Consider the following 21,506-nt stretch of genomic DNA (forward strand, 5'->3'; position numbering starts at 1 on the left):
TTGTCTTGCGCATCACATTGCCTCTATTGCCCGCCGGATACCATCAATCGCACTTCTCGGCGCATTATTGTCGTCGTAAAGATTAACGCGCTTAGTGCAAGCCGCATTGGGATCGGCCCCCTTCTCATCGCGATCGGCATATTTTTCCGACATGCCCCATACTGTCACGCCTTTCAAGTCGCCATGCTCAGCCGCCACGGTGATTACGTCGCTGAAAATATCGGCGTAGGACGCCGGCGTGAAGCCTTTGTCGCGGTTCAGGAAGTGGCAGGAGGCATCGAGCTCGGTAATGAAAACGCCGATTCCCATCTCCTTCAGCGCCGCACAGAAGCGCCCCATTCCCTCCGGATCGATCCGGTCGAGGCCGGGGCGGAAATGCGCCTGCAGCCCGACCGCATTGATCGGCGTTTTCTTCGCGACGAGATCCTCGACGATTTTCAGGATCCGCGCGCGCTTCTGTTCGAACACGTCGGATTTTTTCTCCAGATGCGTTTCGTTGAGCACCAGCGTCGCGTCGGGATTGGCCTGGTGCGCCATGTCGAAACTCATGCGGATATATTCATCGCCAAGAAGGCGTCGGAAAACACAATCCCGCAGGTCCGGTGCATCATACTCCAACGGCTCGTTGACCACATCCCAAGCATCGATCGAGTTCTTATAGCGAGTGACAACCTGTTTTATGTGACGGTTCATGGTCGCCTGAATGGTCTTTGCATCCGTGATATCAGACACCCACTCCGGGACGCGATACCAGATCAGCGTATGTCCATAAACCCTCATGTTGTTTTTGCGTGCAAATGCAACCATACGGTCGGCGCTGCCGAAGCTGAAAACGCCGGGTCTCTTTTCCGTGGCATTCCACTTCAGCTCGTTTCGCGGCGTTATTGAATTGACGTTGTCGATGTAGATCTCGGAAGCGATTGGATCGTTGATGTTTTGCAGATCGATTGCCGATCCGAATCGGAACGACTTCCTGTCGGCAAGGGCGCGTAGCCCTGCAGCCGGAGGCACCTGTGCAAAGGCGTGGCCCGCCCTGGCATATAACAGAGCGAGCGGAACCGAGGCGAGGAAACGTCTTCTATTCATTCTATCTCTCACTGTTGGCTTTTTTCATGTCCGCGGTGGAAATTGAAGGGCCGGGCTCGTCGGCAATGATCCATCGCGGGGTTCGCGTTCAATTGAGTAGAGTAATGCAACCTCAAATATACTTTCGCCGCAGGGGATATTGTCAGTATCTGATAGACTTTTCAGGATGCTCCAAGATATGAATCTTTGCGGAGGGGCGCTCGTGATGGAAGATTGGTTTAGCTATCTGATGAGCTGTTTTCCTATGGCATTTCATAATGCCGTTTTTTTTATGGCGACTGCACGAAACGCTCTATCCCTTCTCGATGACTGGCAGTTCATAGCCCTTGCTCTCGGCGTCATCGGCATCATTTTCCTCCTCTCTGCAGCGCTCGTCAGAATGTCGTGGCGGCTGCGTCGGTCGGAGATCGTCATCCGCTCGCTGAACGAAGATCTTGCGCAAGTCACGCAGGATCTCAATGTCGAGCGTGTCTGGCGTCTGGCGGGTGGGGACAGCACCGAACGGCCGAGTGCGGACAGTTTGAAAGAGCTTTACAGGCTTCTGGCCAGACATCACGACGATGCAAGTTACATGGCGTGATCAGCGCTAATGCGGATGCTCACGGCTCTCTGCCGGCGCCTCGCGATCGGGTGGCGTGGAGACCGATTCCGGTTGCTCGCTGCCGATCTCGGCTGCGGGGTCTGGCGATGGAAGCCATATTTTGCTCGAAAAGTAATTTCTCGTTCTTTTCTGAGGTCCTGAAGTGGCATCCAACGACAGTGTAAAATTATAATTCCCGGGATTGAGCACCTCGCGGGTGAAGCTGATGCTCGCTCCGAAGCCGTCTTCCTTGATGTCCTTCAGATTCTTGATCGCGTCGAGCGTCTCGTGAAAATCGAGCCATTGTGGCTGCCGCAGCATGATTTGGAAGATTTGCAGAATGCCGGGATCGAGCTGGCCATTTTGATCCGTCTCGGGATTGATGATTTTCACGCGCATATTGTTGATCGTGCCAGCGGCGTCACCCCGAACGATCACAAAGATAGAGTTCGGGAACTGGTCCTTCTGTCGCTTGCCGCTGTGCTCAAAAAAGCATTCGAACGTATCGGCGTTGAAGCTCGCCGCCGCCCAATCGCTGGTTTCTATACCGGCATCGCGCAGCGCCGCGCACATTGCGGCGCCGGATATCCGCCATGTCCGTAGAAAAGTCGACGCGGTCTGCGCCGCCGGTGGTTCGATGAGATGCACGGGAAGCGTGAAGGTGACAGGTGGTTTCGGGCGGGGAAGGGCTTTGGGCGGAGGCCTAACCTCAGGAGGAAAGAGATCGTAGCCAAAATAATGGCCGACCGTCTTCAAGTGTTTCATGTCGTTGGAAAGAAGCACCGTTCCCATGATTAGCGAGAGGGAAATCGTCAGCAGCAACCAGAAGACCACGGGAACCCGCGGTTTCCCCAACGGCTGTTTCGCATATGCGGACGACGAATTATCGGGCAAGCTTGTCTTCTCCGGCACGCGAGAAGGGTTTCGATCGGCTGTCTAAATCAAGCAGTATACATTCATCCGTTAAATATCTTTGGCTTCGTGTCGGCAATTGGGCACTTTAAGGGCCGGCATCAGGGGAGGGCTGCAGATTTCGGCAGGGACGCTTCAACACCGTCACACGCGACAATCTCCAATGCAGCCCTGCAATTGCAGGGATGGATACCAGGATGACCTCGAAGCGATTGTATCGTTTTGTTTTCTTGGCAACCCCACGGATTTTTAGCGTTATTTCGGATGTTGGGCGTTTATTTATGTATAACCTAGTTTAAGTAAATAATACTTACAATTGTTTTTGCCTATTCTGCGTTGTAAATTCCTTTATCGCGTATAGGTTTTGTTTTTTATTATAAAACTTTAGATTATAATTTGACTATTATTATTGTCTGTCGGTTGCTGGTCAGGTTTAATCAAATTTTCGACGTATTCCTGGATAGGGTCTGCCGCGCAATCGCCGAGGGGGAGGGGCATGTCCGTCGAGCTAGACGCAACCACCTATATTCACGCCAAGCCGACAACCGCGCATTCCTACATCTTGCCTTCCGTGCTCGACGTGCTCGAGAGCCATTTCGAAGGTTCTGCAGAAAACGACGTCTTTGATTTGGGATGTGGCACCGGCGGCGCAGCAGCGGCTCTTGCGCGACATGGGTATTATGTCGTCGGCGTCGATCCTTCCAGCGACGGCATCGCCAAGGCCAATGTCAATTATCCCGACCTGCCGTTGAATGTCGGCTCGGCCTATGGCGACCTTTCCAGGGAATATGGCACATTCAATGCCCAGATCAGCCTTGAGGTGGTGGAGCATGTCTACGATCCGAAGGCATTCATCTCGACGGTGTACGATCTCGTGAAGCCGGGCGGTATCGCAGTCATGTCGACGCCCTATCATGGTTACCTGAAGAATCTTGCCCTGGCTGCGCTGGGGAAAATGGACGACCATTTCATGCCGTTGAAGGAACATGGTCATATCAAGTTCTGGTCGAAAAGCACATTGAGCACGCTGCTGCTGGATGCCGGCTTCGACAATATTCGTTTTGAATATGTCGGAAGGATTCCTGTTTTCGCCAAGTCGATGATCGCCGTCGCTCAAAAACCTCTTTGGCGGCGGCGTCGCAGTGGCGCATCTCCCAGAGAGCATTCGTTCCCGCGAAATGGGCGATAGAGCGCAGCGCATATCCGCGCCAAGCGGCGCCCGCTGTAATAATCCACAGGTTGTTTTTTACTGTGTGTGATGCTGAAAAAAATCCTTACGAAATATTTACTTTTAGTTGCATTCTTGCTTAAACTCTCCATTATACAGCTGGCGTGCTGATAAAGCGGGAGACTTATTCACATGAAGGCTAAATCGCCGAATTCTATCGACGTCTATGTTGGCAATCGCGTGAGAGTTCGGCGAAAGACGCTCGGGATGACCCAGCACGGTTTGGCCGAACTTCTGGGCATTACCTTCCAGCAGATCCAGAAATACGAAAAGGGAACGAATAGAATCGGCGCCAGCCGTCTTCAGCGCATATCCGAGATTCTTCGCGTGCCCGTCGGCTTTTTCTTCGAGAACGGCGGCGCTGGACCGATCGAGGGCGAGACGAGCGAGTTGAACAAGTTTTTGTCCTCGAAGGAGGGGCTGGCGCTCAACAAGGCGTTCATCGCCATCGAGGACCCGAATATCCGGCAAAAGCTGGTAGCATTGGCCAAAAGCCTGGCGGTCGCGGGATTGACTGACATCGACGGTGAGTTGCAGGATCCGGTTGTGAACGGCTGAAGGTGCACCTTGCTTCATTTGCAGACGTTCGGCGATCTACGGTTGATCGACGCGAATGGCGAACCGGTTCGCTATCCGATCAAGGGCCTGTTGATGATGGCCCATCTCTACGCGGGTGCGAGCCATGAGCTCAGCCGGTATGAATTGGCGCAGTTTCTATGGAGCGATGTCGAAGCCGAACTGGCGCGGCTCAATCTGCGCAAACTGATTTCCCGCATCCGCGAGACGGACGGCGGGCGGGCCGAAATACCCTTCGATTTCACCGCCACCACGGTTCGTCTCAACACGCAGGCGGTTTCCAGCGATCTGGATGTCTTTCGCACCGCCGGTCCGCCGCTGGAGCGGCTGAATGCGATCGCCGAACTGACCCAGCGCGGCTTCATCGGAAATATCAAACCAGCGACAAAGCTAATAGATACCTGGATGAGGGCGCAACGGGACGCTCAGGCGCTGCAACTGCGGCAAGCATTGCTGGATGCGCTGCCTGATGTAGAGAAGTCGGGGGCTGCGCGCATCATTTCGAGCGCCGCTCTGCAGATCCTCGAACGGGATCCGAACGACGAGCAGGTCCGAGCCTTGCTGCAACAGCTATCGGGCGGTTCATCGTTCGGCGAGAGATTGCCAAGCGGCAATGGTCCTGCAAGGGTGGAGGTGAAGCGCGCTGAGACCGGTGGCGCGACCTCTGCCGATATCGAACGCGCATCGCTGCCGCTGATCCTGCCTCGGCTGGTGTTGCTTCCCCCGACTTCGATACACGCAGATGCCGGGCTGGCGCTTGCGAGCGCCCTGATCGAAGACGTCACGATCGAACTCTGCGCGCTTCGAAATATTTCCATCGTTGCACCGCATACGGCCGGACAAATCCGCCGGGATTCCGAGAAGGCGACCGTCGTCGCCCGCCATTCGATCGCCTATCTCCTGGATACGCGGTTCTCCGACGAAGGATTGTTCGCGCAGCTGATTTACTTCCCCACGGACGAGATCATCTGGGCCCATCGCTTTGTGATGACGCCTGATACGCTGCCCCGGCAGAGACGGCTGATCGCGCAGCAGTTGACCTTGTCGGTGGCCCGCGAACTGGCTGAAAAGGAGGAAGAGCGCTTACGCTTCGAAGCCAACCCTGAGGCCTATCACGCTTATCTCGTCGGCTCGAGCCTGATGAGCAAGCTAACATTGCCGCATATCCGCCGGGCACGGAAGGCTTTCAAGCAGTCGCTGTCGCATAAGGCGGATTTCTCTCCATCGTTTACCGGGCTGGCGAGAACCTTCACCAGCGAATGGCTTGTGACGGCGCAGGGGAATAATGAGCTGCTGCATCTGGCAGAGCAGAATGCGCTTCGGGCGATCGAGCGGGATCCGGCATCGGCGGCGGGCCATCGCGAGCTTGGCGTCACCAAACTCTATCTCGGCGATGTCGATGCCAGCGTCGCCGCACTTCATCTGGCGGAGGAGCTCAGCCCGCATTTTGCCGACGTCATCTACAGCCATGCCGACACGCTCGTGCATGCATCCCGTCCGGGCGATGCGCTCGCCAAGATCCAGAGAGCGATTTCGCTCAATCCGATCGCGCCTGATGCCTATCTCTGGTGTGCTGCGGGAGCGAGCTTCTTTCTGGAACAGTACGAGGAGGCCATTGCCTATGTCGAGGCGATGAAAGACAAAGCGCCGGCCCATCGCATCGCTGCGGCCAGTTGCGCAATGATCGGCGATCGAAAACGGGCGCTCTTCCATCGGCAGCGCGCCGAGAGCATCAACCCGGTGTTCGACGTCGAGAAGTGGCTCGCCATCGTTCCCTTCAAGGAGCAATGGCAAAAGGAGCTTTATCGGGAGGGCCTGTTGAGGGCTGGTTTTTAACAATCACTTAGGGGCATTACATGGCAAAGGCAGTCATTATTGGAATACCCGGCGAAGCAGGTCTCTGGCTCGCCGACCTCGATGCGGGCACGGTCAAGCCTCTCAATCCGACGGGGGATTTGGCAACCGCAAACGGCCTGCGCAAAGCCGGCGGTACATTCGTAAAGAACGTCGACCTCGGCGTCGCCGTTTCGTCGGCGCAGGTCGCCCTTTCCGGTCACGTCGACGGCTGAGCCGGCATTCTGACGCACCGGTCGATATATTCCGATAGAAGCATGTCGCCGCGGGAAACTCTTTCCCGCGTCGAACCTCTTTTGGCCAGGTTCGGCATTACCAGGGTCGCGCGACACACCGGGCTGGATGACACCGGAATCCCCGTCTGGTGCGCATACGCCCCGAATTCGCGGTCGATCGTGATTGCCCAGGGAAAGGGCCTGACCGATCTCGACGCCAAAGTATCCACCGTCATGGAAGCGCTCGAGCGGGCGGTTGCGGGCGAACCCTCCGTCGATCTCGTCCGCGGCACTGCTTCCCGTCTGCAGGCGATGGGGCACAAGGCCGAAACGCTGAACTGCCTGACCGCTCTTCATAAATCCGATCTCGGATCGGACGAGGAGACTGAATGGGTTGCCGGCGTTAATATCCTCACCGGCGATGAGGTTTATATCCCTTTTGAAGCGGTGGTGCTCGACCGGACACGCGACGCGCGATACTGGATGTCTTCGGACGGTCTGGCATCGGGAAACAATATCGAGGAGGCGATCCTTCACGGCGTCCTGGAGCGCATCGAGCGTGATGCCCATGTGCTGTGGCAGGTGAGCGGGGAAGCGGATCGTTATGCCGGCTGCGTCGATCCCCGCGGCTTTGAGGATGGCGCCCTGGACGGGCTGATCGACAAGATCGAAGCATCGGGATTGGCACTGAAGCTCTTCGATATCACCAGCGATATCGGCATCCCCTGTTTCACCGCCATGCTGGGCCCGCGGGATATTGGCGGCGGCAGGGACATTCGCCTTGTCGAGGTGACCGGCGGCGCCGGCGCGCATCCGTCCCCCGTGCGCGGGGCCATTCGGGCGGTGACGGAGGCCGTGCAATCCCGGCTGACCTATATCAGCGGAGCCAGGGACGATATTACCCCTGCAACTTTCTCAAGATCGTTGCCGCCGCTGATGCGGCGGGCCTTCGATGCTGTTGCCGCACCGCCTGTTGCCGCCATTGGTAGCGGTGGGGAGGCCGGATCTCGGCAATGGGATCTGGCGCAGATGCTGCAGCACGTGCTCGATGCGCTGCGACAGAGGCAGATCGCTTCGGTGATTGCCGTGCGCCTCAGCGATGAGGCGCTTCCCTTCAGTGTCGTCAAGGTTGTCATCCCCGAACTCGAAAATCCGGAGGGCGCGCGCGCCCGGCGGTTCGGAACGCGGGCGCTTGCCAGGGCGATAGGCTTTTGAAGATCATTTTCGCCGGACCCAGTCTTCCCGATGCGGCGTCGCTGGCCGGCGACGGGATCCGCGTCCTGCCGCCTGCCACGCAAGGCGATGTCCTGGCTCAGGTGGAGCAGGGCGCCAATGTCATCGGCCTGATCGACGGCGGCTTCGAATATGCCGCGCCGGTCTGGCACAAGGAAATTCTCCATGCTCTTTCGCTGGGCGTCGCGGTTCTCGGGGCGGCAAGCATGGGCGCGTTGCGGGCTGCCGAATGCCATTCGTTCGGCATGGTCGGGATCGGTCGCATTTTCGACGATTATCGCAGCGGCCGGTTGGTTGACGATGCCGCCGTCGCACTTACGCACGCGCCAAGCGCGCTTGGCAGCAAGCCGCTGACGGTGCCCCTCGTCAATGTCAGCGCAACGCTCGATGCGATGGAGGATGGCGGACTGCTGGCAAGCGGGTTGCGCCGGGAGCTCGACGATGCCGCAGGCGCGATCTTTTTCAAGAAACGGACATGGCGGGCGATCGTCGAGCAATGCGCAGGGTTGACCGAACCGGATCGTCCGCGACTGTTGGCGGCCCTTCTGTCGAATGCCGTCGATCAAAAGCGCATCGATGCCTTGGCATTGCTGAAAGCCGTGCAGGAGGCCGGCGACAGTCGTTCGAATGCCGACCTGCCCTGGACACTGCACGAAACCCCGTTCCGGACACGCCCAGCATTGTGAATCGAAGATGATGATGGTCACCGGGGGTTGTGTCACGCTTTTTTCACGGGCTCGATCACGTTTGCGCGCGTATCATGCCTTCAATTCGTTGGAGAAATGGGCATGGGCGTGACATCGGTTGTCAAGATAGACGCAGACCAAGGGGCGGAAGACGGTCTGGAGGAGCTTGTCGCATTGGCGCGAATGATTGCCTATGCGCGACAGGTCGCTCAGGATGTCAAACTGCAATTCGCAACGAATTGCCTCGACCTGGCGCTCGAGGCCGTCAAGCAGGAGGTGGGGGAGGGTTTGACCAGGGAACTGGCTGAATTAAGTTCTCCGGTTCCGCAAGTGAGTGTGAGAAGTCATTAGTACGGCGCGTCCGATCGGACGGGCTGAAGAAACTCCACCGCTTTCAAACCCGCGCATAACCCCGAAAATCGGCTTCGATTTTCGGGGTTATTTTGTGCGCTTGCGCAATCGGGCAACCGTCAATCGAACGGATCCGCTTGTTTCAACCGCCGTGAGGCAACGCGCTGAAGCCGACGCCCGGTACGGGCCCATGCTTCGGCGCTTAATGTCGATTTTAGGTTGGGGAAGGCCGGCTCGTTTCCGGCCGCTGGCGTTTGGTTTAGAAGCTGTTCGATATCCATCTCACGGATGGCTTCGAAGCGAGGGGTAAGCGCCTTCGCTGACGTTGCCTCCCGGCAGGGAAGCGGCGGCGATTTCGGGTTTCATTTGTGCTCTGGACATCGGCCGCTTGCCGGCCGATCCCTGCTTTCAGTGGGTCAAATTGCGCTTCTGAGCCAGCAGCAAAATGTAATCGTCGGCAATGTCTGCGATGGCCATTGCCACTTCCGCCGGATCGCATCCGTCGACCTTGGTATTTGCAATGAACTGATAGACCGCCTTCTCGATCTGCTTCCGGCAGATCATCACGCGCTCATCGTAACCAAATTCCGGAATCTGCGATGCTATATCACTCATCAGGTCGGCTCCCTCACTACTTACAGTGACCATGACACAAATTATAAGTTGAGCAAGCAAATGCTTTATGAACGGTTAATTCGCTGCCGAGGTGAGACCATTTCGACACAGGTTAAGCATGTCATCGAGGATCCGGCGTATTGAAACAGGGGTTTTCGACTACGCTCGGGCATATCTATTGTTTCGTTTCGGGACACTCGCCAAAGACGGCCGATGCTTCCTACGTCGCGGATTTTGCGTCGGTATTTCAAGCGGCGAGGGCGAGCCCATATGCCGACGTTCGAAATGATAGAGCGAATGTTGCTGGCCGGGTTTGTCGGTTCAACCCGCGGAAATCTATTAAAAATCTATATTTATCAATATGTTACTTTCTGCTTGGCCGTGTGGCTTTGTATCGGCAAGTTTCCGAGGCGCGGCCATCCCCGAATTTTGGACCATCGGCTGTCGTAACCTCACCAGTAATACCGGCAGGTTGCGGGGGATGTTGAGAATTCGGAGCGGACATCGCTTTCGGCAGATTTTCCGGTTCCAAAGAAAAGCTAAAGCCGACATCGTGAACATTAAATGTACGGAATAGACTGAGATGGTCAATTTACCAAAACAAATCAAATTTTATCAAAAGGTAAAATTATGATTTCAAATAATGGTTGTATTTAAGTATCAATTGCAAAACGATATATAGCTTCTATTGCAATAGTCTCAGGATGCATTGTTCTTGATGGGTTTGCGATACTTATAAAATTCTATCTGGTGATGATATCAGATTGATGAAGACTGTTTCGCCTCCGAAAATATCCTGAGATCGATTGGGGCCTTAGCTAAAATATCGACCAAGGAGAGCCGGCGCTTCGGCATTTGCCGCTGCGGGAGTTTCGCGTCGGGCCGATCTCAATGGGGCAATATCGTCACCCCCCACTCCGATCCACGGGCTTTGATGCAGCGATAACAGTGATCGTATTTGCGGCAACCTGCCATCAGGCAAAGTTGAGGACCCGTCGGGGTGGATGACGGGTCCTCCGGTAGGAATGTTTGCACAGTGCGCTGCTATGATTACAGTTAAATTTGATATTGTCACAGATCATTATTGGGATGATTGTTATTTTTGTAGATTAATTGTCTTTTTCTGGCGGTTATTCTGTTTTGATATCGATTTTTTGGATGTGTAATGACGAGATATTCAGAGGATGGTAGAAGTGTTATTTGTCAAAGCTTTAGACATTTGACAACGCTCGATCCTTTGGCGCGATATGGGCGCAGAGCCAAAGGCGCCAGAGCTAATAGCCGACAGGCTCAGGCGTCCTGCGGCGAGGTCGCCGGCGAGGATTCACCAGACCGGTCGATCTCCGACAAGCGGCTGAGCAATGCCTTGGTTCTAAAGCGCGACCAGCCGCCAACCAGTGGGATAAGCGGGTCTATCTCTTCGAATTTTCCGAAATTCTTTTGCTTTGGTTGCCTGGCCGGCCAGGCTTTGGACAAGACCCTGTGTGCGGCCCTGTTGGCTTTTGACAGAATCAATTTGGCTATGATGCCAGAAGCAAGCAGTGGGCTATGATGATAAATCTGTTTGAGCGAGGCAGCGGCGCTCGGCCAATCTTTCAACGCGGCAAATTTTGAAAATGCATAAAGATGCGCCGATGCGCGGGCGCAGCTGACGACAAAGGCCGGAAGTGTCGGATTTCGGGCAATACACTGTTCGCTCACAGCGAGAAGGGATCGCGCCATGCGCGATCTATCGGCGGACATGGCTTCGGAGTGAACACGATATCCCACCAGCCCCAACGGCACCGTCTCGATCTTGAAATGCTCGGCGGTGCGAAGTTCGAAATCGAAATCCTCGCACCCTCCGATCCCCTGTCTTGCATAACTTGGATCGTAGCCTCCGATCGTGTCGACGACGGCCCGGCGAACCATGAAGCCGCTGCCATTGCCGACGAAGCGGAATACGAGATGACGGCTCAGAATGGAATCCCGGGCGCTCAGCGACGAGCCGGATTTCGTGCAATATCCCTCAGGATCAATGAAGCGGTGCAGAGAATAGACCGCGCCCCAGCTGTCCGGCAGGCGATGGAGCGCCGAAAGCATTCTTTCGATATAGGTCGGATGCCAGATGTCATCGGCATCGAGGAAAGCGATATAGGGGGAGTTCGATGCCTGGATCCCGGTGTTGCGGGCGGCAGCGACGCCGTGGTTTTCCGTCGACAGAATCCGGATCCTTGCATCTCCATCGGCGAAGCGGCGGCAGATGGAAGCGGTGTCATCCGTCGAACCGTCGTCGATGATGACGATCTCCAGCGCCTTGTGGGTCTGGTCGACGACCGACCGCAGCGTCTCGGCAAGGTAGGAGCTGGCGTTATAGGCAGGAACGATCACCGCCACTGGAATGTTGGATGTGGTTGGCATCTCCATCACCGTCACCCGAGCTTGGATGTGAGTGCGGGCGGACGCAGATCGATCCGGTTCTTCATCAGCCTGGCCACAGCCGGCCGATGGCTGACGACGATCAGCGTTCTGCCCGCGTCTTCTTTCATCGCCGAAAATACCCGCATCTCGGTGTCTTCGTCGAGCGCGCTCGTGGCCTCGTCCAAAAGCAGGATCTGGGGCCGGCCGGCGAGCGCGCGCGCCAGGCCGATGCGCTGCCTCTGTCCGCCCGAAAGCCGGATCGCCTCGTCGCCCAGCCATTCGTCGAAGCCATAGGGCAGATCTTCGATGAACTCCGTGGCGCACGCCACATCGGCGGCCCAGCGGATATCCTCCTCCGGGATATCGCGACGAAACCGGATGTTGTCGAGGACTGTACCCTCCATCAGCTCGACGTCCTGGCCGGATACGGAGAGCAGTTGCAGCCAGCTGGAGCGGTCGATGCTTGTCAGATCCCGGCCGTCGACCGTGATCACGCCTTGGGTCGGCCGGTTGAGATCGAGGATCATGTTGAGGATGGTCGTCTTGCCGGAGCCGCTTGGCCCGGTCAGAGCCGTCGTCTCGCCTGCCCTGATCGCAAAGCTCAGATCGTGAACCGCTGGCGCGTTCGAGCGCTCGTAGGCGAAGGACACATTGTGAAAGACGATCGCCTCGGCCAGGCGGGTGACCTTCTCCCCTTGCGCGGTCTGCTTGATGTCATCCTTTTCGGCAAGCAGCGCCAGGACGTTCTGCAGCGACGCTTCCATCTCGTAAAGGCTGAGGATCTGCGAGTCGAATCCCTTGATATGCGGCTGAAGCCGATAAAGCAGGATGGTGGCCGAGAGCGCTGCCTTGAAATCGACCGGCAGGAATTCCGAGGACAGGATGATCGTCAGAATGACCCCGAAGGTCAGGATTTCGCTCAGAAGCGAGGTCGTCGCTCCCATCCAGTCCGACCGGCGCCAGGTCTGGCCGACGTCTCTCGAAAGCGTCTCGAAGAGCTGCTGGTGGCGCTTCTCCAGGCCGAAGCTCTTGACTGCCTTCAATGTCTGCAGGGTTGTCCAGCTCAACTGCGTCAAGGCTTCGACTGCGGCCAGGGCGGAGGTGCCGAGACGGCGGTAGGCGCCGGCGAAGAACCCCAGTACGAAATTATGGATGAAGCCGAAGGCCAGCCCGAGCAAGGCGATCGGCCAAGCCATGACCAGCATGCCGACGCCGAAGATCACGATTGTGCCGAAATTGACCCCCAGTCGGACGAGGCTGGCATGGGCAGACGACACCGCGTAGGATTCGGTGGCGATGACATTGATCAGGTCGCTGCGCTCATAGTCCTGAAAGCGCTGGAACGGCATGGTCAGGACCTTGGCGTAGAGGCGGTCCCGCATGCTGTCGCTGATCCGATGGTTGACCGCGCTTGCAATCAGCGAATTGGCGCATCCGAGAAGAATCCGGAACAGGATCGAGCTGATGAGGATGCCGATCAGCACAGGCTTGGAAAGACTGAGGTCGATGCCGCCGAAAAACGCCGGAAGCCATGCGACGGCGCTGCCGGCAACCGGGCCTTCCTGCCCGAGAAGAAAGACGAGGCTAACCAGAAAGGTGATCCCGACCATTTCCGAGAAGCCCGTGAGGATGCCCAGGACGATCATCACCGTCATCTTCAGCCGCAACGAGGGAACGAGTTGGCGAAGCTCACGGAACCGGGCCGCGACCACCAGATAGGCGCCTGTCGGTTTAGCGGAAGCTGGTTTTCGAAACCTATTCATGGCCGGCCGTCCGCGAAGAGGTCGGGCTGATCGCCTGCTCGGCAGGCATGGCCGAGAAACGATCGCTGAATGCCGTTCCGATTTGCGGAATCTCCGCGGCGAAGTGCTTCTTTTGCCGGGCTGGCTTTCCGAGAACATGCCTTGCCATCCGCATGCCCTGGCGTTTCGTCTGGCGCCAGCCCTGCTTGATGCCATGAAGGATCAGCTGCGGGATGTATTTTTTTGCCATCATCGGCGCCAGCCTGCTGAGCTGCGCGTAATCGGCTTGGAAAAACGCCTTGTTGAAATACCAGTGCGCCGTGTGGAATTGGGCTGCCCGGACATCCCGCGCAAGCTGCGGATAACGCGCGATGATCGGGGCCATGACCAGGTTATGGGACTTCAGCATCCGATAGGCGTTGCTGGACATGTTGCCCCTGGTGAAGCGATAGCCTGTGAGGAAATCGGGAACCAAGGCGAAGGGCAGGATCTCGGCGAGCGCCAGATAAAGCTTCAGATCCTCACAGCCTTCGGCGCCATTGTCGCGCAGGCCGGCGTCATAGCCGCCGCAGCGAAGGATCTCCGCCCGCGGCATCAAGGGGGTGCTGCCATTGCCGATGAAGTTTTCCCGCAGCAGCGGCTCGAAGATATTTCCTTGATGCATGACCGGTCGTGAATGGCCGAAGATGATGCCGTTCTCGTCGATCGCCGCATACCAATTGTAGGCGACCCCGTGTCCGCCGGGCAATGTCCTCAGCGCCTGAAGCTGGCGCTCGATCTTCTCAGGGTGCCACACATCATCGGCGTCGACGGGAGCGATATAGGGGCCGCGTGCCTCTCTTATGCCGTGGTTGCGCGCGCGTGCAACCCCGCCATTGTCCTGGCGCAGAACCCGGATACGGCGGTCGCTCAGGCCATAATCGCTCGCAAGTTCGAAGGTCCCATCCCGCGATCCGTCGTCGACCACCAGGATTTCGAGCTTGTCGTAGGACTGGGCAGAGACGCTTCGCAATGTTTCGGCAAGCGTCCTCTCGGCATTGTAAGCCGGTATGACGACGGTGATGAGAGGGGCGGCTGCGCCTGATATTGTCATCCGATAAAGGCTCCCGGCAGGCCAATAAGCTCAGGGAAGGCTTCGAGCGGATGATCGCCGCGCACTTCGAGGCGCGGCAGACCGAAGATATTGTCGGAAAAGCCGGCCTTATCCGGCCGTGTTGTGAAGCCGACCCCGTAGCCGGAAAGCGCCAGAATGCCCGGGACCCTGAAGTCCGTCGCGCCGTAGGGCAGCGCGATGGAGTCGACCGGGGCGCCCAGCCGGTTCCGCAGCACATTGCGCGACAGCATGGCTTCGGCGAGCAGGGCTTCATTGTCCAGCGCAGTGGCCGGTGTGTGGGATGCGAGATGGGAACCGAAGCTGATGCCCTTTTGGTGCAACTCCTGAATCTGCGACCACGACATCAGGGCCGCGGGCTCTCCATAGGCGGAATCCCAGTCCGACCGGCCGCCGACTTTATCGGTCACGACGAACACCTCGGCGCTGAAGCCATTCTCGGCCAGGATCGGGAAGGCGTCCGTCAGGAAATCCAGATAGGCGTCGTCGAAGGTCAGCATGACCGGCCGGCCCTGGATCGGCTTGCCGCTGCGCAAAAGCTCCGCCAGGGTCTGCGCCGTCACGGTGTAATAACCCTGGCGCCGAAGGAACTGCATCTGCTTGCGGAAGATATCAGGCGAGGTGCGGAAGCGCCGGAGTGCGGCGGGGCCATCCCGTGCGATCCGGTGATACATCAGGATGGGAACCGAGGTCGTGACCTCCGTCATCCATGCCGCTTCGCGGTCGACGCCGTCAGGCCCCCAGATGATGTGTTTTGCCACATCCGCATCCAATGGGGTTCCATGCCCCTCGCTGCGTAGGACAGCCGCGGCAACAGGGCCTTTTCGGAACCTGTGGATGGCATAGAGTTCGGTCTCGATCGTCTCTTCCAGGGCCATCCCGGGTTGCGCGGCCAACACCTGCCGGATCGTCCCGACACCGAAAGGATTGCCCCAGTCGAAACCCGTCCGGTTGGGTTCGTCGCGGCGGATATGCGCATGGGCGGTGATGAGGTAGCCGTTCGCCTTCAGCGCGGCCGCCATCTTCCGGCAGGCAGCCGCGAGCATCTCCTCATCCTTCATGTAATACAGCACTTCGGAGCAGACGATGAGATCCTGTTCGGGCGGAAGATCCTGTCTGACGAAATCGAGAACGCGAAGCTCGATATTGCGATGGTCGCGACACCGCTCCACCGCCCTGTCGATCGCCCGCTGGGAAATATCGGTGGCCGTCAGCCGGCCGACCTTTTGCGCCAGCTTTTCGGTGAAAATCCCCTCGGCGCAGGCCAGCTCCAGCACCTTCTCGATCCCTTCTGGGATCAGGCTCAGCGTCTGCGCATATTTCACCTGCTCGTAGACCGAGACGTAGTTCCACGGATCCGGTCGTTCGAAGATATGCTCCCAGTATTCCTCCTCCGAGTGAACGGCAGGAGCTGCCTTTTCTTCCTCTGGGCGCGGCCCGGAGGGGTTTAGGGGGCGTGGCGCCGGGTCGCGCTGGAGGGTCCGCAGGCTGTCGGAGAGCCGTGCATCATTGTCATCGCTGTCGCTTGACGCAGAGGCAAGGAGAGCTTTGCGCCCAAGGCCCACCATCAGTCTTTCCAGGCGGCCGCGCCGCCGGCCGTGCCGGATTATGATCCCGCCGAAGGCTCGGTATCCGCGCAGCGCCTCCCTCGTCCAGGAACCGATATAGGCGAGCGTCGGCGGCGTCTGCAGATGCTCGCCTGCCTGCATCTCCTGCATGATCAGCCGGATTTGCGCCCGGATCGAAAGATCGCCCCAGAGCGGCCCGACAAAGGTGCCGACATGCTGTCCGCGTGAGAAAGCGTGCATGACGAGCGTATCGGCCTGCTCGGCCTTGGGGATCCTGGAAAGCGCGCCCAGCTCGACGCTGACGACTTGGACATTGCCGAGCGTGAAAGATCGCAGGAGATTCGCGGCAGATAGCTGCCAAGCGACGTTCTCCACGATCTTCCGCCCGGTGCCGGGGAAGGAATGCCGCTGGATCAGCTCGATGAGCGAAAGAAAAGTCGGTCGCCATGTGTCGAGTGCATCGATGAGATCGTCGGCCCGATCGGAAAACACTCCCGTCTGCAATCCGTGCATGATCACGTCGACAAGAAAGCCCTCATAGCCCGTGGCATCAGGCATGTCAGGCAGCAGTGCGCCAAGGGCCGCGACATCCAAGGTCGGATCGAGCTTGGCTGCGACGACCCAGGCGAGCATGCGCAGCTGGCTGACGGCGGGCGGGATCCAGCCTGTCTGCGGCCCCTCGGTCGACAAGCCCTGCTGCCTCAGCAGCGCTTGCGCCTTCCTCGTCACGCGAACGGCGTCACGCACCATTTTGACCGGATCGCCGGAGAGCGAGCCGGCCTTCATGCGATAGAAAGCCAGGCACGTGTCGACCCGGCGAAATTCTGCGCCTGCAAAGGCCATGCGCATCCAGAGATCCCAGTCCTCGCCGGTCTGTAGGGTCTCATCCATGCCTCCCAGCCGCTCGAAAAGGCTTTTGGGAAAGACAACCGTATGGATGGCGAGCGCGCAGAAGGAGGAGAACTCGCGCTTGGCGACATCGCCCGCCAGAATGGGGGCTGCTTCCACCCGCAGCAGCCGGCCGTCCGGGGCGACCCGGCGGTAGGCGCAATAGGCGATGACAGGCGGGGAGGCATCCTCTGCCACAGGCAGCATGCTTTCGATGAAGGTCGGATCCAGCCAGTCGTCGGCATCCAGCATGCAGAGCAGGGGCGCCGCCGCCAGGCGTGCGGCATGATTTCGCGCCGCGGCCGCACCGGCATTCGGCTGGCGGGCGGGTAGAATGCGGCTGTCTTTTCCGGCGATGGCCTCGAGAACCTCCCAAGTCCGGTCGCTCGAACCGTCATCGACGACGACGGCCTGCCAGTTCGAGCGTGTCTGTTGCTGCAGGCTGGCAAGACATTCGGCAAGCGTATCGTCTGCATTATAGGCAGGAATGAGGAATGAGATCTCAGGTGTCGCAGCACTCACCATGCAGGCATCTTCCATCGTCGCAGAACATAGAAAGCGCCATTCACGCTGCCGAGCATCTCCTGCTTCAGGAAAAAGTCGTTCGATGTCGCGCCTTTGCGAAATCGTTTCCGTAGCCTTCCGGCATAATATTTCGGAAAGGAGATGAGGATGCGCCTGAGATTGCCGTTATGTCCGGTGTTCTGATACTGCACCAGCAGGGCTGCGACATGGCCGCTCATATATTGGTGGATCTGCTTGGCCAGTCCCTTCATGTCCTTGCGGTGAAAGTGCCAGGCCACAGCCGTCGGCTCGTAGCGGCAGACGTGGCCATGATGGAGCAGCCGGTTCCAGTATTCGGAATCGCCCGAGCAGCCGGCAGCGCCCATGTCGAGACGGACATCGAACAGGCCGATCTCGTCGAAGACCTTGCGGCGGAAGGCCTGGCTTGCGCCGGCGCCGATCGTCCAGACCGGAGCGCCGTAACGCGTGTCCCTGGTATAGAAATCCTGATTGAAGTCCTGCCTGAGATAGCCCCGGCCGAAGCTCCAATGCTTTTCGAAGATGAACTGTGCCGGCGTTGCCAGTTCTCCGGGAAGGACCAATCCCGTCACGCAGGCGATCTCAGGCAGATCGAATCCCTTCATCAGGTTCTCCAGCCATCGCTGGTGGAGAACGACGTCGTCGTCGGTAAAGGCGACGAATTCGGTTCTCGCCGCCCGAACCGCCGCATTGCGGGCATAATCCAGCCCGACCCGGTCTTCACGGACATAGGTGGCGCCCGCTTCCTCCACGACGCGGCGCGTCGCATCGCCTGCTGAGGCATTATCCACCACGATGATCTCGACCGGCTGAAGCGACTGTTCGGGGATCGAGGCCAGGCACCGGCGCAGTTCCTCCGGCCGGTCCTTGGTGCAGATCAGAATGCTGACGTCGCGGTTGCGCACAGGGGTTTGCGCAACGTGACGCGCATGCTCGAGCGTCTCGCGTCGTACGACACGCTCGGCGAGTGCCGCCGCCGTCTCGGGCCTTTCGATATAGGCTTGTCCGACGGGAAGACCATCCGACAGAAAGACCACGAGCCCATCGGAGACCAAAGGCGAAGCCGCATCGAGGTGAGACGTGGCGAGATCAAGATAGTGGATCGGTACGGGAAAACTTATATCCTTCAGATCGGACGGAATGGGTTCTCGCATCGTCACTCTCTCAATCGCCCCGTGAACATACGCCACATGCAGCCGGGGCGCGAGTCTCGAAAGTCATCATGGTTTATTCTGCCGCGTGCGCCTTCATTTGGCTCCTGAACCAATCGAGCGTCTTCGCCACGCCCTGTTCGTAGGTGATTTTGCACGACCACTCGGGCATGACATAATTCGCGTTGGTCAAGTCCGGCCGTCTGTTCGTGGGGTCCTGCGGCGGTGACGGCTCGAAGACGATCGGCACGCCGCCGACGAGTCTGGAGACATATTGCGCGACCTCCAGAACCGAAATCTCGCGATCGTTGCCGACGTTCAGGGGCCCCTTGTAGTCGGTTTGATTGATCCAGAAATAGCGCGCGAAACCGTCGACAATGTCGTCGACATAACCCCAGCTGCGCGACTGCAGGCCGTCGCCGAACACGGTAATCGGGCGGCCCGAAAGCGCCTGGGTGATGAAGTTGGAGACGGCGCGCCCATCGTCGGTGCGTGTCCGCGGACCATAGATATTGAAGGGGCGGACGACTTTGACATCGAGCCCTTGCGTGCGCTGCATCTCGAACAGCAGCGACTCCGTGCACCTTTTGCTCTCGTCATAGGACGAGCGCGGACCGGTGCAGTCGACCTGACCCTTGTAGGATTCCGGCTGCGGCGACACCAGAGGATCGCCATAGACTTCCGAAGACGAGGTGAAACCGAAACGTCCGCCCTTCTTCAGCAAGTCGAGCAACCGGAATGCCCCGAGAAGATTGGCGGAGATCGTCCTCTTCGGCTCCTTCATGTACCACGGCGGCGATGCCGGGGATGCAAGGTGATAGATTTCGTCGAACTTATCCGAGGTCTGCAGCGTCTCGACGTCGGATTTCACGAAGTGGAAACGGGGATCCCGGATGTGCGCGATATTTTCGAAAAGCCCCGTCCAGAGGTTGTCAACAACGACCAACTTCTGAATATCCGTCCTCAGCAAAAGTCGATCACACAAGTGGGATCCGATGAAGCCAGCCCCGCCAGAAATCAATACGCTTTTCATTGCTTCGTGCCTCGTGACTTGAGATTAAGCTGATTGTTTATTAGCATTACCTGTAATGCATGACAATTATTTAGAAGAGTTCTAAGAATTACTCGCCTATTAATGTTAATTGTTAGATGTGCCTACTTTAAAGTGTTTCTGCCGATGCCGCGCTCGATCACGAGCTGCCGGGCCGGACTGGATGCTGCCGATGATCGTCGCGCGATCATCACGACCTGCCCGAACTTGACTATCCGTTCCATGAGACGGCCCCACCATTTGCGGTTCGACGAAGGAGTCGGCATGGTATCGACAACCACTCAGACGCGTTCCGGACCCAGAGAGCTGAGGTTGTCTCAACGAAAAGCATGTCTGTCGGTGCAGACACCGCATGCCTGATGTGCGCTATATTTTCGAAAGATCCGCTGCAATGATTGTCAACAACAGCCAGTCTCTGGGTATCATTTTCCAAGTAGAAGTCGTCACATAAATACGATCCGATGAAGTCGAACCCGTTTCTCACGCCATCTCGCTTCGTTACTTGAGGATATAGTATTGTTATTACAGTGATCGAACGTTTTGTATGGGCACGAAGTCCGGGGTGGGTCGGACTTTGGTCTGAATTTTGCGCGTGGAAACGATCGTCATCGTCATTCGACTATCCGCCGCGCGTCTTTTTCAGGCGGGGAGATAACGCGCTAAGGCATTGAATCAAGCTCATTGTTTCCGAAAATCGGTTTCGATTTTCGGAAAGCACGTGTGGCGGTGCCCGGCTCTCCGCATAGCCCGAAACGAACTTTCATTCATCGGTGCCGGCGCCGCAAAAGACGCCGCCGGCACCGTCTGCTTCGTTTAGACCTCGATAATGTAGACGATCGTCAATGCATTGGGATCGACGATCACGATGCGGCCGTCTGCAAGGATGAAGAAGCGGTAGCCTTCATATTGCGGAACGATCTTCACGATGCGCGTCGGCAACCGCTCGAGCCGGACCTTCTTCGGAATCTTCGTTCCGACGGAGACCGTGAAGTTCACTTCTTTCACCGGCTCGACATGCACCTCTTTCACCGCCGTTCGAATTTCGGTCTGCTGTTCGACCGAGATGTTGACGTTGGTCTTGGTGTTCGTCTGGTTGTTCGTCGTGGTGTTGTTCACGTTGGTTTCGGACGAACTCTTGTTCGTCGTCGCGTTCTGGTCGGCAGGTTGCTTTGACGCATCACCGCTCTTGGTGGCGCTGCCGCTATCCGTGCCTTCCGCCGGCTTGGCATTCTGCATGCTGCTCTTCGAGGTGGCGGTGCCGCTGCCATCCGTGGTGGCGGACTTTCCGGCTGGCTTCTGTTCGGCCGTGGCGCCGCCGCTGGCGTCTTGCGATCCGGATTTGGTTTCGGTCGAAGACTTGCCGGATGCACTTCCGCTCTTCGCGTTATCGTTCGAAGGCTGCTCGGCGTTCTTCTGCATGTCGGAACCCTGGCCGGATTTCTGCTGCGTTGACTGGCCCTTGCCTTGCGGGCAGGCTCCGGAAGCGTCGGGGGTGCAGTCGGTGCCTGTCTTGCCGGCGCCGGATTGCGCACCGGCGTCCATGCCCATCTGAGAACCGGGCTGCGCCTGGCCGCTGCTCTTGGTGTCCTGCTGGGCTGCGGCCGGCAGTGCTGCAAGCGGCGATACGCCAAGCGACAGCGCGGCCAGGATCATGGTGAGATGGTTGCTTTTCATAATCGATCTCCGAAGTTTGAACACGCCATACCGCCCGCATTC

At 58.0% G+C, this 21,506-nt stretch carries 18 protein-coding genes; 8 read left to right on the forward strand and 10 right to left on the reverse strand.

The genetic code is table 11. The annotated features are described in order from the left end of the window. Nucleotides 1–12: 12 nt before the first annotated feature. On the reverse strand, nt 13–1,086 hold the full coding sequence (locus FHT75_RS00980; RefSeq protein WP_047611512.1) for an endo-1,4-beta-xylanase: 1,074 nt from the start codon (nt 1,084–1,086) through the stop codon (nt 13–15). Between the two features lie 205 nt (nt 1,087–1,291). On the opposite strand from FHT75_RS00980, the gene FHT75_RS00985 reads away from it, so the two are divergent. Beyond that, the gene (locus tag FHT75_RS00985; protein ID WP_244604782.1) at nt 1,292–1,666 is read left to right on the forward strand and encodes a hypothetical protein; all 375 of its coding nucleotides are present in this window, start codon (nt 1,292–1,294) and stop codon (nt 1,664–1,666) included. A gap of 6 nt (nt 1,667–1,672) precedes the next feature. Here the strand turns inward: FHT75_RS00985 and FHT75_RS00990 are convergent, their stop codons facing one another. Beyond that, nucleotides 1,673–2,560 carry a DUF6030 family protein gene (locus FHT75_RS00990; RefSeq protein ID WP_183851424.1) on the reverse strand — a complete coding sequence of 296 codons (888 nt, stop codon included), beginning with the start codon at nt 2,558–2,560 and terminating at the stop codon, nt 1,673–1,675. 514 nt (nt 2,561–3,074) lie between these two features. Between FHT75_RS00990 and FHT75_RS00995 the strand changes: the two genes are divergently transcribed. From FHT75_RS00995 to FHT75_RS01025, 7 genes are all read left to right on the forward strand, one after another. Beyond that, a complete protein-coding gene (locus tag FHT75_RS00995; RefSeq protein ID WP_246712873.1) occupies nt 3,075–3,767 on the forward strand; it encodes a methyltransferase domain-containing protein in 693 nt (230 codons plus the stop codon). Nucleotides 3,768–3,938: 171 nt separating this feature from the next. Continuing rightward, a complete protein-coding gene (locus FHT75_RS01000) occupies nt 3,939–4,364 on the forward strand; it encodes a helix-turn-helix domain-containing protein (RefSeq protein ID WP_028758131.1) in 426 nt (141 codons plus the stop codon). A gap of 9 nt (nt 4,365–4,373) precedes the next feature. After that, complete coding sequence (locus tag FHT75_RS01005; protein ID WP_063474437.1) at nt 4,374–6,218, forward strand: hypothetical protein; 1,845 nt, start codon at nt 4,374–4,376, stop codon at nt 6,216–6,218. 20 nt (nt 6,219–6,238) lie between these two features. Continuing rightward, nucleotides 6,239–6,451: a hypothetical protein gene (locus FHT75_RS01010; protein ID WP_028758129.1), complete on the forward strand. Its 213-nt coding sequence runs from the start codon at nt 6,239–6,241 to the stop codon at nt 6,449–6,451. A 42-nt stretch (nt 6,452–6,493) separates the two neighbouring features. After that, the gene (locus tag FHT75_RS01015) at nt 6,494–7,666 is read left to right on the forward strand and encodes a YcaO-like family protein (RefSeq protein WP_063474438.1); all 1,173 of its coding nucleotides are present in this window, start codon (nt 6,494–6,496) and stop codon (nt 7,664–7,666) included. Further along, the gene (locus FHT75_RS01020) at nt 7,663–8,370 is read left to right on the forward strand and encodes a TfuA-like protein (protein WP_063474439.1); all 708 of its coding nucleotides are present in this window, start codon (nt 7,663–7,665) and stop codon (nt 8,368–8,370) included. Before FHT75_RS01015 ends, FHT75_RS01020 begins: the two co-directional genes overlap by 4 nt. 102 nt (nt 8,371–8,472) lie before the next feature. Further along, complete coding sequence (locus FHT75_RS01025; protein WP_028758126.1) at nt 8,473–8,721, forward strand: hypothetical protein; 249 nt, start codon at nt 8,473–8,475, stop codon at nt 8,719–8,721. 408 nt (nt 8,722–9,129) lie between these two features. Here the strand turns inward: FHT75_RS01025 and FHT75_RS01030 are convergent, their stop codons facing one another. The 8 genes from FHT75_RS01030 to FHT75_RS01065 all read right to left on the reverse strand — a co-directional run bounded on the left by FHT75_RS01030 (nt 9,130) and on the right by FHT75_RS01065 (nt 21,464). Continuing rightward, on the reverse strand, nt 9,130–9,336 hold the full coding sequence (locus FHT75_RS01030) for a hypothetical protein (RefSeq protein WP_028758125.1): 207 nt from the start codon (nt 9,334–9,336) through the stop codon (nt 9,130–9,132). Nucleotides 9,337–10,626: 1,290 nt separating this feature from the next. Then, nucleotides 10,627–11,742 carry a glycosyltransferase family 2 protein gene (locus FHT75_RS01035; protein ID WP_210294324.1) on the reverse strand — a complete coding sequence of 372 codons (1,116 nt, stop codon included), beginning with the start codon at nt 11,740–11,742 and terminating at the stop codon, nt 10,627–10,629. Between the two features lie 5 nt (nt 11,743–11,747). Then, the gene (locus tag FHT75_RS01040) at nt 11,748–13,499 is read right to left on the reverse strand and encodes an ABC transporter ATP-binding protein (protein ID WP_028758123.1); all 1,752 of its coding nucleotides are present in this window, start codon (nt 13,497–13,499) and stop codon (nt 11,748–11,750) included. Continuing rightward, entirely contained in the window at nt 13,492–14,565 is a 1,074-nt protein-coding gene (locus FHT75_RS01045; RefSeq protein ID WP_176707356.1) for a glycosyltransferase family 2 protein, read from the reverse strand. Before FHT75_RS01045 ends, FHT75_RS01040 begins: the two co-directional genes overlap by 8 nt. A gap of 2 nt (nt 14,566–14,567) precedes the next feature. Further along, nucleotides 14,568–17,570, reverse strand: a complete 3,003-nt coding sequence (locus FHT75_RS01050; protein WP_063474442.1) for a trifunctional glycosyltransferase/class I SAM-dependent methyltransferase/polysaccharide deacetylase — start codon at nt 17,568–17,570, stop codon at nt 14,568–14,570. Then, nucleotides 17,564–18,784, reverse strand: a complete 1,221-nt coding sequence (locus FHT75_RS01055; protein ID WP_063474443.1) for a glycosyltransferase family 2 protein — start codon at nt 18,782–18,784, stop codon at nt 17,564–17,566. The genes FHT75_RS01050 and FHT75_RS01055 overlap by 7 nt, the downstream gene beginning before the upstream one ends. 31 nt (nt 18,785–18,815) lie before the next feature. Continuing rightward, nucleotides 18,816–19,772 carry an NAD-dependent epimerase/dehydratase family protein gene (locus tag FHT75_RS01060; protein WP_063474444.1) on the reverse strand — a complete coding sequence of 319 codons (957 nt, stop codon included), beginning with the start codon at nt 19,770–19,772 and terminating at the stop codon, nt 18,816–18,818. An 831-nt stretch (nt 19,773–20,603) separates the two neighbouring features. Then, nucleotides 20,604–21,464, reverse strand: a complete 861-nt coding sequence (locus FHT75_RS01065) for a DUF1236 domain-containing protein (RefSeq protein ID WP_063474445.1) — start codon at nt 21,462–21,464, stop codon at nt 20,604–20,606. Nucleotides 21,465–21,506: the final 42 nt, after the last annotated feature.

It is taken from the genome of Rhizobium sp. BK112, assembly GCF_014193215.1.
Lineage (GTDB): Bacteria > Pseudomonadota > Alphaproteobacteria > Rhizobiales > Rhizobiaceae > Rhizobium > Rhizobium anhuiense.

Coding starts and splice junctions, on each gene's coding strand:
- FHT75_RS01035 (WP_210294324.1), bottom strand. CDS start 11,742: ATGGAGATGCCAACCACATCCAACATTCCAGTGGCGGTGATCGTTCCT.
- FHT75_RS01000 (WP_028758131.1), top strand. CDS start 3,939: ATGAAGGCTAAATCGCCGAATTCTATCGACGTCTATGTTGGCAATCGC.
- FHT75_RS01025 (WP_028758126.1), top strand. CDS start 8,473: ATGGGCGTGACATCGGTTGTCAAGATAGACGCAGACCAAGGGGCGGAA.
- FHT75_RS01015 (WP_063474438.1), top strand. CDS start 6,494: ATGTCGCCGCGGGAAACTCTTTCCCGCGTCGAACCTCTTTTGGCCAGG.
- FHT75_RS01050 (WP_063474442.1), bottom strand. CDS start 17,570: ATGGTGAGTGCTGCGACACCTGAGATCTCATTCCTCATTCCTGCCTAT.
- FHT75_RS00980 (WP_047611512.1), bottom strand. CDS start 1,086: ATGAATAGAAGACGTTTCCTCGCCTCGGTTCCGCTCGCTCTGTTATAT.
- FHT75_RS01040 (WP_028758123.1), bottom strand. CDS start 13,499: ATGAATAGGTTTCGAAAACCAGCTTCCGCTAAACCGACAGGCGCCTAT.
- FHT75_RS00985 (WP_244604782.1), top strand. CDS start 1,292: ATGGAAGATTGGTTTAGCTATCTGATGAGCTGTTTTCCTATGGCATTT.
- FHT75_RS01065 (WP_063474445.1), bottom strand. CDS start 21,464: ATGAAAAGCAACCATCTCACCATGATCCTGGCCGCGCTGTCGCTTGGC.
- FHT75_RS01060 (WP_063474444.1), bottom strand. CDS start 19,772: ATGAAAAGCGTATTGATTTCTGGCGGGGCTGGCTTCATCGGATCCCAC.
- FHT75_RS01030 (WP_028758125.1), bottom strand. CDS start 9,336: ATGAGTGATATAGCATCGCAGATTCCGGAATTTGGTTACGATGAGCGC.
- FHT75_RS00995 (WP_246712873.1), top strand. CDS start 3,075: ATGTCCGTCGAGCTAGACGCAACCACCTATATTCACGCCAAGCCGACA.
- FHT75_RS01010 (WP_028758129.1), top strand. CDS start 6,239: ATGGCAAAGGCAGTCATTATTGGAATACCCGGCGAAGCAGGTCTCTGG.